This window comes from Pseudomonas sp. StFLB209, assembly GCF_000829415.1.
Lineage (GTDB): Bacteria > Pseudomonadota > Gammaproteobacteria > Pseudomonadales > Pseudomonadaceae > Aquipseudomonas.
This window is the reverse complement of the sequence record NZ_AP014637.1, coordinates 126,467-139,269: the sequence shown is the minus strand read 5'-3', so window position 1 is coordinate 139,269 and position 12,803 is coordinate 126,467. Positions and strand designations below refer to the sequence as shown.

The 12,803-nt window shown below is 61.1% G+C and carries 14 protein-coding genes; 11 read left to right on the top strand and 3 right to left on the bottom strand.

All coding sequences use genetic code 11. The annotated features are described in order from the left end of the window. The first annotated feature begins 50 nt into the window (after positions 1–50). From adk to purT, 7 genes are all read left to right on the top strand, one after another. Positions 51–698: an adenylate kinase gene (gene adk, locus PSCI_RS00560; RefSeq protein WP_045481392.1), complete on the top strand. Its 648-nt coding sequence runs from the start codon at positions 51–53 to the stop codon at positions 696–698. 88 nt (positions 699–786) lie between these two features. Continuing rightward, complete coding sequence (gene tsaB, locus PSCI_RS00555) at positions 787–1,461, top strand: tRNA (adenosine(37)-N6)-threonylcarbamoyltransferase complex dimerization subunit type 1 TsaB (protein WP_045481389.1); 675 nt, start codon at positions 787–789, stop codon at positions 1,459–1,461. Between the two features lie 406 nt (positions 1,462–1,867). After that, positions 1,868–2,179, top strand: coding sequence for a hypothetical protein (locus PSCI_RS00550; protein ID WP_045481385.1), 312 nt, complete (start codon positions 1,868–1,870; stop codon positions 2,177–2,179). A 2-nt stretch (positions 2,180–2,181) separates the two neighbouring features. Then, positions 2,182–3,045 carry a DUF72 domain-containing protein gene (locus PSCI_RS00545; protein ID WP_045481382.1) on the top strand — a complete coding sequence of 288 codons (864 nt, stop codon included), beginning with the start codon at positions 2,182–2,184 and terminating at the stop codon, positions 3,043–3,045. 39 nt (positions 3,046–3,084) lie between these two features. Beyond that, a complete protein-coding gene (locus tag PSCI_RS00540; RefSeq protein ID WP_045481379.1) occupies positions 3,085–3,774 on the top strand; it encodes an extensin-like domain-containing protein in 690 nt (229 codons plus the stop codon). Between the two features lie 97 nt (positions 3,775–3,871). Next, complete coding sequence (locus PSCI_RS00535) at positions 3,872–4,339, top strand: VUT family protein (RefSeq protein ID WP_045481376.1); 468 nt, start codon at positions 3,872–3,874, stop codon at positions 4,337–4,339. A 104-nt stretch (positions 4,340–4,443) separates the two neighbouring features. After that, positions 4,444–5,625: a formate-dependent phosphoribosylglycinamide formyltransferase gene (gene purT / locus PSCI_RS00530; RefSeq protein ID WP_045481372.1), complete on the top strand. Its 1,182-nt coding sequence runs from the start codon at positions 4,444–4,446 to the stop codon at positions 5,623–5,625. Positions 5,626–5,699: 74 nt separating this feature from the next. Here the strand turns inward: purT and PSCI_RS00525 are convergent, their stop codons facing one another. The 3 genes from PSCI_RS00525 to PSCI_RS00515 form a co-directional block, all read right to left on the bottom strand. After that, a complete protein-coding gene (locus PSCI_RS00525; protein WP_045481368.1) occupies positions 5,700–7,007 on the bottom strand; it encodes an MFS transporter in 1,308 nt (435 codons plus the stop codon). Positions 7,008–7,294: 287 nt separating this feature from the next. Then, positions 7,295–8,497: a transporter associated domain-containing protein gene (locus PSCI_RS00520; protein WP_045481365.1), complete on the bottom strand. Its 1,203-nt coding sequence runs from the start codon at positions 8,495–8,497 to the stop codon at positions 7,295–7,297. 26 nt (positions 8,498–8,523) lie between these two features. Then, on the bottom strand, positions 8,524–9,336 hold the full coding sequence (locus tag PSCI_RS00515; protein WP_045481361.1) for a cytochrome C assembly family protein: 813 nt from the start codon (positions 9,334–9,336) through the stop codon (positions 8,524–8,526). A 248-nt stretch (positions 9,337–9,584) separates the two neighbouring features. Here PSCI_RS00515 and ffh point away from each other — a divergent pair, with 248 nt between their 5' ends. From ffh to trmD, 4 genes are all read left to right on the top strand, one after another. After that, on the top strand, positions 9,585–10,964 hold the full coding sequence (gene ffh / locus PSCI_RS00510) for a signal recognition particle protein (RefSeq protein WP_045481357.1): 1,380 nt from the start codon (positions 9,585–9,587) through the stop codon (positions 10,962–10,964). Between the two features lie 256 nt (positions 10,965–11,220). After that, positions 11,221–11,478, top strand: coding sequence for a 30S ribosomal protein S16 (gene rpsP, locus PSCI_RS00505; protein ID WP_045481354.1), 258 nt, complete (start codon positions 11,221–11,223; stop codon positions 11,476–11,478). A gap of 5 nt (positions 11,479–11,483) precedes the next feature. Further along, positions 11,484–12,023 (top strand): ribosome maturation factor RimM, encoded by a 540-nt coding sequence (rimM, locus tag PSCI_RS00500; RefSeq protein ID WP_045481349.1) that lies wholly within the window; start codon positions 11,484–11,486, stop codon positions 12,021–12,023. 5 nt (positions 12,024–12,028) lie between these two features. After that, positions 12,029–12,796 carry a tRNA (guanosine(37)-N1)-methyltransferase TrmD gene (trmD, locus tag PSCI_RS00495; RefSeq protein WP_045481346.1) on the top strand — a complete coding sequence of 256 codons (768 nt, stop codon included), beginning with the start codon at positions 12,029–12,031 and terminating at the stop codon, positions 12,794–12,796. Positions 12,797–12,803: the final 7 nt, after the last annotated feature.

Sequence of the window (12,803 nt, the reverse complement as noted above, 5' to 3'; positions counted from 1 at the left end):
CCAAGAGGCGAATCCGACGATTGCATATAAAAATTTTGAGGAGCATGACGATGCGCGTGATTCTGCTGGGAGCTCCGGGCGCCGGAAAAGGTACTCAGGCAAAGTTCATCACTGAAAAGTTCGGCATTCCCCAGGTTTCGACCGGTGACATGCTGCGCGCTGCAGTCAAGGCTGGCACCGAGCTGGGCCTTAAAGCCAAGAGCGTCATGGACGCCGGCGGCCTGGTATCCGATGACCTGATCATCGGCTTGATCAAAGATCGTCTGGCTCAGCCAGACTGCGCCAATGGCGTGCTGTTCGACGGTTTCCCACGTACCATCGCCCAGGCCGAAGCCCTGGTCGAGGCTAACGTAGGCATCGACCATGTGGTTGAAATCGCCGTGGACGACGAAGAAATCGTCAAGCGTATTGCCGGGCGCCGCGTACACGAGGCCTCTGGCCGCGTTTACCACGTTGAGCACAACCCGCCGAAGGTCGAGGGTCAGGACGATGTGACCGGCGAGCCGCTGGTACAGCGCAAGGACGACACTGAAGAGACCGTGCGTCATCGCCTGTCGGTCTATCATTCGCAGACCAAGCCGCTGGTTGAGTTCTACAGCAAGCTGGGCGCCGAGAAGGGCACGCCCAAGTGCAGCCACATCCCGGGTGTTGGCAGTGTCGAGCAGATCACTGCCAAGGTGTTGGCAGCGCTGAGCTGATCCGCACCACCCGACAATGACAAATGGCCCGCTTGCGGGCCATTTGTCATTTATACTGCGCCACTTTTCATTTGCGACGGATACCTCGATGACCACCCTGCTGGCCCTGGACACTGCCACTGAAGCCTGCTCGGTCGCCTTGCTGCACGATGGCAAGGTGCTGAGCCACTATGAGGTGGCGCCACGTCTGCATGCCCAGAAGCTGTTGCCGATGATTCAGGACCTGCTTGCCCAGGCGGGCTTGCCCAAGTCGGCGGTGGACGCCATCGCCTTTGGCCGTGGCCCGGGTGCCTTCACCGGCGTGCGGATTGCCATTGGCGTGGTTCAGGGCCTGGCTTTTGCCCTGGATCGCCCGGTATTACCCGTTTCGAACCTCGCGGTGCTGGCCCAGCGCGCCTTGCGCGAACATGGCGCCAGCCAGGTCGCGGCGGCCATCGATGCGCGCATGGATGAAGTCTACTGGGGCTGCTACCGCGCCAGCGCCGGTGAAATGTGCCTGATCGGTGAGGAAGCCGTGCTGCCGCCCGAACAGGCCAGCCTGCCGGCCGAAGCCAGCGGCGACTGGTTTGGCGCCGGCACCGGCTGGGGCTACGCCCCACGCCTGCCCGTGCAACTGAGTGGCTGCGACGCCGGCATGCTGCCCCATGCCGAAGACCTGCTCAGCCTCGCCACCTTCGCCTGGCAGCGCGGCGCCGCCATGCCAGCCGATCAAGCCCAACCGGTCTACCTGCGCGACAAGGTGGCGACGCCAAAAGGCGCTTGAAGAACAGGCGCTTTGGTTCCTTTGGTGTTTCAAAGGAACCCGCCCATCGGAGCAGAACCGGCAGTTCAGGCAACCGCGGCAATGACCTTTGGACAATGGCAAAGCCTTCGCGACTAAAGCCGCTCCTACGCCGAAAGTAAGAGTCATCGACCCGCGCAAGACCCCGAGCCCCTCAAGAAAACCCCGTCCCAGACGATACCCATTACGACTGAAAACGATATTGGCAGACACCGCCATTCATCATGAATGGCATCAATCGGCCATCTACCGCTCATCGCCTCAGTCTATGGAAATGCCCTGCGGCCCGAATAACGTGCAATTTGTGTGGTCTAGTTATCATTCGGATGTTTGCCAAAGCGCCTATCCGTGACGTTAAATTGCCACTACAGACGCCGAGTAATCATCGATGCGCATAGACGGTCCCTCACAACGCTCGTACCCCATCAAGCGCAAGCCCCGCAAAGGCCCTGCGACGATTGAGGGTGCCTTCGAGGAAGTCGACAGCGATATCGAACAACCTGCGCAGCCAGCCCGCAGTGCGCGTCGTGAGTCTGCTGACGTACACGTCCCTACCCCCAACGTTCCGGCACGCCCGCAAGACATGATCTTCCCGCGCTCCATGAGTTCGCGAGTGGCCACCGCCCTGGCCAGCTACCTGACCACCGCCAGTTTCGGCGATTGGGAGATGGAAGTGGCGGAGCTCGATCTGCACGTCTGATTGTGACCAGCCTGCCTTACTTCCTTGGTTGCCCGTCCTGGGCCGACAATACCTGGCGCGAATTCTTCTATCCGCAAGACGCCCGCAGCACTGATTTTCTTGGCCTTTACTGTCAGGTCTTCAACACGGTTGAAGGTAACACCACGCTTTACGCCCGGCCTAACGCCGCTACGGTGCAGCGCTGGGCGCAGACCATGCCGGCGCACTTTCGCTTTACCGCCAAGTTTCATCGCGATATCAGCCATGAGGGCGATCTGCGCCTGCAGCTCGACGCGGCCCAGGCATTTGTTGACATGCTGGCGCCGCTGGGTGAGCGGGTCACGCCGTTCTGGCTGCAGTTGCCGGCCAGCTTCGGCCCACAACGCCTCGCTGAACTGGCAATGTTCATCGCCGAGATCAAGGTGCCGTTGGCCGTTGAAGTCCGTAACCAGGCATTTTTTCTCAAGGGCGACGAAGAGCGTGCGCTCAACCGGCTGCTGCTCGATAACGGCATCGAGCGGATATGCCTGGATTCGCGGGCACTGTTCAGCTGCATCTCCAGCGATCCGGCCGTTCTGCACGCCCAGTCGAAAAAGCCCAAGGTCCCCGTGCGGCCTGCCGCGCTGACCCAGGCACCGCAGGTGCGGTTTATCGGTCGCCCGGAACTGGATGCCAATGATCCGTACATGGCGCCCTGGGTCGAGAAAGTCGCCGCCTGGATTGAAGAAGGGCGCACGCCTTACGTGTACCTGCATACCCCCGACAACCATCGTGCACCCGCCTTGGCGCAGCGCTTTCATGAGCAATTGATGGCGCGTTTGCCGGGCCTGGCGCCGCTGGTGCAGATTGATCGTGGGCCCGAGGTGGAGCAGTTGGGGCTTCTTTGAGGTCCATGAGGGTGAACCCATTGGTTTAAGAGTCCCACCATGCGCTTGGTTATCGTGGTATTGCTGTTGTGTGCCCTGGCCTCACTGGCGGTGTGGCGTAGCTGGGTTGAGGTGCCGCCGCGCTGGAACCCTTGGGCACCGCTGGACATTCGTGCCGAACCCAATCTGCTGACTTCATTCAAGCTCTGGCGCTTGCAGGATAATGCGCAGTTGTGCGATCAGGCATTGGCATCATCGACCCTGCGCTTCAGCCGCCAGGCTGACAGCCCGCCTTCGGCCAATTGCCCGTTGAGCAATACCCTGCGGATTCAGGGCGGCGAGGTGGCGCTCAGTAGCAGCTTTTTGGCCAGTTGCCCGCTGGCGGTGGCTTATGCGCTGTTCGAGCACCACAGCCTGCAGCCTGTTGCTCAAGCCACACTGGGCCAGCGGGTTGCGCGTATCGACCACTTGGGCAGCTTTGCCTGCCGCAACATCTACAACCGCAGCGAAGGCCGGCTCAGCCAGCACGCCAGCGCCAACGCGCTGGACATTGCCGGGTTTCGCCTGGCCAACGGCGAGCGCATCGACCTGCTGCGTGACTGGAACGACAGCGGCGCCAAGGGGCAGTTTCTGCGCAGCGTCCAGCAAGCGGCCTGTGAGCACTTCAACACGGTGCTGGGGCCTGACTACAACGCCGCGCATCGCAATCACTTTCACCTGGATATGGGTATGTGGCGGGTCTGCCGATAAGCCCGGGTTTGCCTGCGGGCAATGCCATACAAAGGCACTCGGGTAAAAAGTGAATCTGCTACCATGCGCGCCTGTCCTTGTTTACCCGCCAGTTGCCATGCTCTTTCTTATCGCCTACATCGCCAGCGTCGTATTGATCAACTTCGCTTTTTCGGCGGCTCCGCATCTGGACATCATCTGGTCATGCTGGGGCGGCCTGGTGTTTGTACTGCGCGACATGGTCCAGACCCGCTTTGGCCATGGCGCGATTATCGCCATGCTGGCCGCGCTGCTGTTGTCTTACATCACCAGCGACCCGACCATTGCCCTGGCCAGCGCCACGGCCTTTGCCGTTTCTGAACTGATCGACTGGCTGGTGTTCACCATTACCAAACGCCCGTTGCATGATCGCCTGTGGATCAGCTCGGCGCTGAGTATTCCGCTGGACACCTTTATCTTCTTCGGCATGATCGACGCACTCAGCGCACCGGTACTGATTACCGCCCTGGCCTCGAAATTCGCCGGGGTCACGGCGGTGTGGCTGATCATGGCCTGGCGGCAGCGTCGACACGCCTGTCCGGGATAACCCTGCATCGCACAGGGCTTCATGGTAAATTGCGCGCCTTTCTCCACCGTGGTTGCCCGTTTACTGGCGGGCTGCCCTCGACATCTGCTCTTCGAGGACCTGAGATGACTCAAATCGGAACTCCACTGTCGCCCACCGCGACCCGTGTTTTGCTGTGCGGCAGCGGCGAACTGGGTAAAGAAGTGGTCATCGAACTGCAACGCCTGGGTGTCGAAGTGATCGCTGTCGATCGCTACGCCAACGCTCCGGCCATGCAAGTTGCCCATCGCAGCCACGTGATCAACATGCTCGACGGCGCCGCCCTGCGCGCCGTGATCGAGGCCGAGAAGCCGCACTACATCGTGCCGGAAATCGAAGCCATCGCCACCGCGACCCTGGTGGAGCTGGAGGCCGAAGGCTTTACCGTGGTGCCGACCGCTCGCGCTGCGCAGTTGACCATGAACCGCGAAGGCATCCGCCGTCTGGCCGCTGAAGAGCTGGGCCTGCCGACTTCGCCGTACTTTTTTGCCGACACGTTCGAAGACTACAGCAAGGCTGTCGAAAGCCTGGGCTTCCCGTGTGTGGTCAAGCCGGTGATGAGTTCTTCGGGCAAAGGCCAGAGCCTGCTCAAGAGCACTGCCGACATCCAGAAAGCCTGGGACTACGCTCAGGAGGGCGGTCGCGCTGGCAAGGGCCGGGTGATCATTGAAGGCTTTATCGACTTCGATTATGAAATCACCCTGCTGACCGTGCGCCATGCTGGCGGTACCACGTTCTGTGCGCCGGTTGGCCATCGTCAGGAGAAGGGCGATTACCAGGAATCCTGGCAGCCGCAGGCAATGAGTCCGGTGGCGCTGGCCGAGTCCGAGCGTGTGGCCAGGGCGGTTACCGAGGCGTTGGGCGGTCGTGGCATGTTCGGCGTGGAGCTGTTCATCAAGGGGGATCAGGTGTGGTTCAGCGAAGTGTCGCCGCGCCCGCACGACACCGGTCTGGTGACCCTGATTTCCCAGGACCTGTCGCAGTTCGCCCTGCACGCCCGGGCCATTCTCGGCCTGCCAGTGCCACTGATTCGTCAGTTCGGCCCGTCGGCATCGTCGGTGATTCTGGTTGAAGGCCAGTCGACCCAGACTGCGTTCGCCAACCTCGGCGCAGCACTGGCTGAGCCTGACACCGCCCTGCGCCTGTTCGGCAAGCCAGAGGTCAACGGCCAGCGCCGCTTGGGCGTGGCCCTGGCACGTGACGAGTCGATCGAAGCCGCCCGCGCCAAGGCCAACCGCGCCTCGCAGGCGGTTGACGTCAAGCTGTAACGGCAGATGCAAGCCGTAGGAGCCGCTTTAGCGGCGAATGGTCTTCGCCGCTAAAGCGGCTCCTGCGACATGTCCTACAGTTCTGTATCGCGGGTCTCTTTAAGGGCCAGTACGGCCAGGACACTGAGCAGGGCGGCGGCCGATACATAGCCGCCGACCCAGCTCAAACCGCCCATGGTCACCAGCTTCTGGGCAAAGAACGGTGCCATCGAGGCGCCGACGATGCCACCCAGGTTGTAGGCCGCCGAGGCTCCGGTGTAACGCACCTTGGTCGGAAACAGCTCGGGCAGCAGCGCGCCCATCGGCGCGAAGGTCACGCCCATCAAAAACAGCTCGATGCTCAAAAACAGCGCCACGCTCCAGGTCGAACCGTGAGTCAGTAGCGGCTCCATGGCAAAGCCCGAAGCAATCGCCAGCACGCCACCGGTCAACAGCACCGGTTTACGGCCAAACCGGTCGCTGGCCCAGGCTGATATCGGCGTTGCCAGGGCCATGAACAGCACGGCAAAACACAGCAGGCCCAGGAAGGTCTCACGGGTGTAGCCCAGGGTCGAGACGCCGTAGCTCAGCGAAAATACAGTCGAGATGTAGAACAGTGCGTAGCACACCACCATTGCTGCAGCCCCGAGCAGCATGGGCTGCCAGTGTTTGCTGAAGGTTTCGACGATCGGCAGGCGCAGTTGTTCGTGCTTGGCCACGACCTTGGCGAACGCCGGGGTTTCTTCCAGTTTCAGGCGCACATACAGGCCGACAATCACCAGCGCTGCGCTGAGCAGAAACGGAATGCGCCAGCCCCATTCGCGAAACTGCTGGTCATCAAGGACCACGGCCAGGGTCAGAAACAGGCCGTTGGCGGCCAGAAAGCCAATGGAGGGGCCCAGTTGCGGAAACATGCCGAACCAGGCACGTTTGCCTTTGGGTGCGTTTTCGGTGGCCAGCAGCGCAGCGCCGCCCCATTCACCACCCAGTCCCAGGCCCTGGCCAAAGCGCAGCAGGCACAGCAGGATCGGTGCCCAAACGCCGATACTGGCATAACCGGGCAGCACGCCAATCAGGGTGGTGCAGACGCCCATCAGCAGCAGCGAAGCCACCAGTGTCGATTTGCGGCCGATCCGGTCACCAAAGTGGCCGAACAGCGCCGAGCCCAGTGGGCGGGCGAGAAACGCAATGCCGAAGCTCAGAAAAGCGCCGAGCATCTGCGCGGTGCCTGAGGTTTGCGGGAAGAACACCGGGCCGATCACCAGCGCAGCAGCGGTGGCGTATACATAAAAATCGTAGAACTCAATGGCGGTGCCGATAAAGCTGGCGGTGGCCACCCGCGTGGCAGAGTTGGCCGGCGGCGGTTGGGTGCTCTCGGTATCAGCGAGGGTCGTTGTGGTCATGCGGATTATCCCTGTCATGTCAGCTGCGGCGACCAAAGTGGCGGCAGGCATTCATTTGTTATAGGTGCGGGCAGCGCTGAGCTGGTCGGCCCGGTTGGGCGGCAAGGCAGGGGAATGGCCCGGGGGATGGTGAGCCAGGCCTGAGGGTATGCGGGTCGTTCAGGCTGTTGTTGGGCGGATCGTACCGCGTGCGGGTAGCACGTCGATCGGCCGGGCTGGATAAGCTGACCGATTATAGGAATGCTGCGGCTTTTGAAACAAGTGGTAACAGGCGCGGGCGCGCTCGGTCAGAGACGGGGGCGCAACGGTGCATGCCGCCACATCAGTACCCGGGTCACGCGGTTATCCTCGGTTTCGAGGATTTCCAGCCGGTAGGGACCAACCTTCAGGCAAACCGGGCCTTCGGGAATGGTTTCCAGCGCTTCGGTGACCAGGCCGTTAAGGGTCTTGGGGCCATCGGACGGCAGATGCCAGCCCAGGCTCTTGTTCAGTTCGCGAATCGACGCCGCGCCGTCGACTGCCATCTGGCCGTCAGGCAGTTGAGTGATGTGCGGGTTATCCAGGTGCTCGTTTTCGAACTCGCCGACAATCTCTTCGAGAATATCTTCCAGGCTGATGATGCCCAGCACCTCGCCGTACTCATCAACCACCACGCCCAGGCGGCGTTGCTGCTTGTGAAAATTCAGCAACTGCAGCTGCAATGGCGTGCTTTCCGGGACGAAGTAAGGCTCGTAGCAGGCGCTCAGGAGGTGGTCCTTGGTCAGTTCGGCCTTGGGCAGCAGATGGCTGATCTGGCGGGTGTTGAGAACCCCCTGCACCTGATTGATGTCGTTGTGATAGACCGGCAGGCGGGTGTGGCGCGAGATGATCAGGTTCTCGATGATCTGGCCGATCGGTTCATCCAGATTGATCCCGTCCACTTCGCTGCGCGGAATCAGGATGTCGTTGACCGTCATGCGGTCCAGGGCGCGAATGCCGGCCAGTACGCTGCTTGGGCTGCTGTCGGCTTGCGCTTGGTGCGCGTGGTATGGCTGCACCTGGTCATGCTGCAGCTCGCCGCCGGGGCCTGGGCGCCGGGCAAGCGGCTGTAGCAGCAGGCCCGCGGTACGCTCAAGCAGCCAGGCCAGTGGCTGCAGCAGGCGTAAAGGCCCGCGCAGCAGGCTGTTGACCAGTTTCAGGATGGGCTGTGGATAGCGACTGGCCAGACGCCGCGGCAGGTATTCGGTGAGTAGTAGCAGCGCGGCTGAGCTGCCCAGCCAGGCCAGTAATGGCCCCTGATAAACCCAGTAACGCAAGCAGACCAGCAGCGTGATGACCACCAGCAGGGTCTTGAGCAGGGTATTGCCCAGTATCAGGCTGTGCAGATCGGCCTCGTTTCTGGCCCGCGGGCCTGCCAGGTAATACACCGCTTCGGCCGCCGTAAACAGTCCTGACCAGAGCGTCAGCAGGGCCAGCACACCGAGCAGGGGAGCGATGGGCAGACTATTCATGAGTGCGGCTCTTTAGATGGGTGTAGTCAGATATGCAGGATGAATTCGCGTACCAGCTTGCTGCCGAAGTAGGCCAGCATCAGCAGGCAGAAGCCGCCCAGTGTCCAGCGGATTGCCTTGTGGCCACGCCAGCCCAGCCGCGTGCGACCCCAGAGCAGGACCCCGAACACCACCCAGGCCAGGCAAGACAGCAGGGTCTTGTGGACCAGATGCTGGGCGAACAGATTCTCGACGAAGATCCAGCCTGAGATCAGCGACAGCGACAACAGGGTCCAGCCAGCCCACAAGAAGCCGAACAGCAGGCTTTCCATGGTTTGCAGTGGCGGAAAATTGCGAATCAGCCCGGACGGGTGTTTGTGCTTGAGCTGGTAGTCCTGCAAGAGCAGGAGCAGCGCCTGGAACACGGCGATCGTGAACATGCCGTACGACAATATCGACAGCAGTACATGGCTGAGGATGCCTGGCGACTCGACGATCGGTTGCGCCGTCCCGCTGGGCACGAACTGCGCGAGCAAGACGGTTATCATGCCGAGCGGAAACAGCAGCGCCAGCAGGTTTTCCACTGGAATGCGCACGGTCCCGAGCAGAATCAGGAAGATGACCGCGAGGGCGATGAGGCTGGCGGCGTTGAAAAAATCCAGGCCCAGGCCTGCCGGGCGAATCAGTTGCGAGCACAGGCCGATGGCATGGGCGATGATCGCCAGGGAGCCGAGCAGCCACAGCAGACGCTTGTCGGGTCTGGTGGCGCGGCGCAGGCGGATGCCTTGATAGACGGTCGCGGCGGCATACAGGCTGGCGGCGATGAGGCTGGGGAACAGGCTGGCTGGCAAAGGGAACATGATCCTGACGGGCGGGCCCTGAAAGGGGCTGAGTTTGGCATACCCCGGCTCTGCAAGAAAGTGCGAGGCGTTGTGAACGCCATTGGCCTTGATGCATGTCGTGTGGCTGGACGCTCTCTGTCCGTGTGCCGGACTCTCGGCTATAATCTGCGCCCTGTTCAGGCCGCCGACTCGCCGCGCGCCATTTATCTCCATTGCGGGCCGTGCCGCACCCATCAGGGGCGACCGGAGCCTTACTAGGAACGCGCATGTTTGAAAATCTAACGGAACGCCTTTCCCAGACGCTGCGCCATGTCACCGGCAAGGCCAAGCTGACCGAAGAGAACATCAAGGACACCTTGCGCGAAGTGCGCATGGCGTTGCTCGAAGCTGACGTCGCGTTGCCAGTGGTCAAGGACTTCGTCAACAATATCAAGGAGCGGGCGGTCGGCACCGAGGTGTCGCGCAGCCTGACGCCGGGCCAGGCGTTCGTGAAGATCGTCCAGGCCGAACTCGAAAGCATCATGGGGGCGGCCAACGAAGACCTGGCGCTCAATGCTGCGCCACCTGCCGTGGTGCTGATGGCCGGTCTGCAGGGTGCGGGCAAGACCACCACCGCCGGCAAGCTGGCCAAGTTCCTCAAAGAGCGCAAGAAGAAGAGCGTGATGGTGGTGTCGGCCGACATCTACCGTCCGGCGGCGATCAAGCAGCTCGAAACCCTGGCCAACGATCTTGGGGTCACCTTCTTCCCGTCCGATACCAGCCAGAAGCCGGTGGACATTGCCCAGGCGGCGATCCGCGAAGCAAAGCTCAAATTCATCGATGTGGTGATCGTCGACACCGCCGGCCGTCTGCATATCGATTCCGAGATGATGGCCGAGATCCAGGCGCTGCACGCTGCGGTCAAGCCGGTCGAAACCCTGTTCGTGGTCGACGCCATGACCGGTCAGGACGCGGCCAACACCGCCAAGGCCTTTGGTGATGCGCTGCCGTTGACCGGTGTGATCCTGACCAAGGTCGACGGCGACGCACGTGGTGGTGCTGCACTGTCGGTGCGCTCGATCACCGGCAAGCCGATCAAGTTCATCGGTATGGGCGAGAAGAGCGACGCCCTTGAGCCATTCCATCCGGATCGTATCGCTTCGCGGATCTTGGGCATGGGTGACGTGCTCAGCCTCATCGAGCAGGCCGAGCAGACGCTGGACCGCGAGAAGGCCGAGAAGCTCACCAAAAAGCTCAAGAAGGGCAAGGGCTTCGACCTCGAAGATTTCCGCGACCAATTGCAACAAATGAAAAACATGGGCGGCCTGGGCGGGCTGATGGACAAGCTGCCGAGCATCGGCGGCATGAACCTGTCGCAGATGGGCAACGCCCAGGGCGCGGCCGAGAAGCAGTTCAAGCAGATGGAAGCGATCATCAACTCGATGACGCCGGCCGAGCGCCGCGACCCTGACCTGATCAGCGGCTCGCGCAAGCGCCGCATCGCGCTGGGTTCCGGTACCCAGGTGCAGGACATCGGGCGGCTGATCAAGCAGCACAAGCAGATGCAGAAGATGATGAAGAAGTTCTCCACCAAAGGTGGCATGTCGAAAATGATGCGCGGTCTGGGCGGTATGTTCCCGGGCGGTGGCGGCATGCCCAAGATGTAACCAGACAACCAGGTGCGGCGCAGGCCGTGCCCGTTCGTCGTGCAGGGGCTGACCCTGTGCGCCTCTCTGTAAGGAGGGGATTTACCCGGTCGCCACGGTGGCCGGCCCATGCAGATCTTTACGGCAGGCGCTCAGTCGTCGGAAAAAGTCGTTTGCAAATGTCCGTATATTCCTTGAGAATATGCGGCCTTTTGGGCACCCGTGCCCATTTGTGCAACAAAGATTTGCAGCACCGACTAAACAGGAACGATGTTCAATGCTAACCATTCGTCTTGCCCTTGGCGGCTCCAAAAAGCGCCCGTTCTACCACGTGACTGTCACTGACAGCCGCAACGCCCGTGACGGCTCTCACAAAGAGCAGATCGGTTTCTTCAACCCGATCGCTCGTGGTCAGGAAGTTCGCCTGTCCATCAACGAAGAACGCCTGAACTACTGGCTGAGCGTTGGCGCTCAGACTTCCGAGCGCGTTGCCCAGTTGATCAAAGAGAGCAACAAGACCAAGGCTGCGGCCTGAGTCTTATGAACGCGACGCCTGCATCTGCCGACGATCTGATCGTCATTGGCAAGATTTTCTCGGTTCATGGCGTTCGCGGCGAAGTGAAGGTGTACTCCTTCACGGATCCGATTGACAACCTGCTGGACTACAAGACCTGGACGCTGCGGCGCGAAGGCCGTGTGGAAAAACAGGTCGAGCTGGTCAGTGGACGCTTGCAGAGCAAGTTTCTGGTCACAAAGCTCAAAGGCCTCGATGATCGTGATGAAGCCCAGCTTCTGGCCGGTTGCGAAGTCTGTGTGCCGCGTAGCCTGTTCCCTGATCTGGATGATGGCGAGTACTACTGGTATCAACTGGAAGGACTCAAGGTTATCGACACGCTCGGGCAATTGCTCGGCAAGATCGATCACCTGCTTGAAACCGGCTCGAACGATGTAATGGTGGTAAAGCCCTGCGCGGGTAGCCTGGATGATCGCGAACGCCTGTTGCCCTATACGGAGCATTGCGTGTTGGCTGTCGACCTGGAAGCCGGCGAGATGAAGGTGGATTGGGATGCGGATTTCTAAGTGCCATGGCTAGCCTGCGCATAGACGTTATCACGCTGTTTCCCGAGATGTTTTCCGCCATCAGCGAATACGGCATAACCAGCCGTGCGGTGAAACAGGAGCTGTTGCAGCTGACCTGTTGGAATCCGCGGGACTACACCACGGATCGCCATCACACTGTGGACGATCGCCCCTTCGGTGGCGGCCCCGGCATGGTGATGAAGATCAAGCCTCTGGAAGATGCGCTGGCCGAGGCCAGGCTGGCAGCCGGAGACAAGGCAAAGGTGATTTACCTTTCGCCGCAAGGCCGCAGGCTGAGTCAGCCAGCGGTGCGCGAACTGGCGCAAGAGAGTGCTCTCATTCTCATCGCCGGTCGTTATGAAGGCATCGATGAGCGTTTCATTGAAGCGCACGTGGATGAAGAGTGGTCGATTGGCGACTATGTCCTGTCTGGCGGTGAGCTGCCGGCGATGGTACTGATCGATGCGGTTACACGACTGCTGCCTGGAGCTTTAGGGCATGTAGACTCCGCGGAGGAAGACTCCTTCACGGACGGTCTGCTTGATTGCCCGCACTACACCCGACCTGAGGTGTATGCGGATCAGCGTGTTCCCGACGTATTGCTAAGTGGCAATCATGCACATATCCGGCGTTGGCGTTTGAAGCAGTCCCTTGGGCGGACTTTCGAGCGACGCGCTGATCTTCTGGAAAGTCGCTCACTTTCTGGAGAAGAGCAGAAGCTGCTGACGGAATACATCCGTGAGCGGGACGATAGTAAACGTATCGATGGCTGATCCGGGA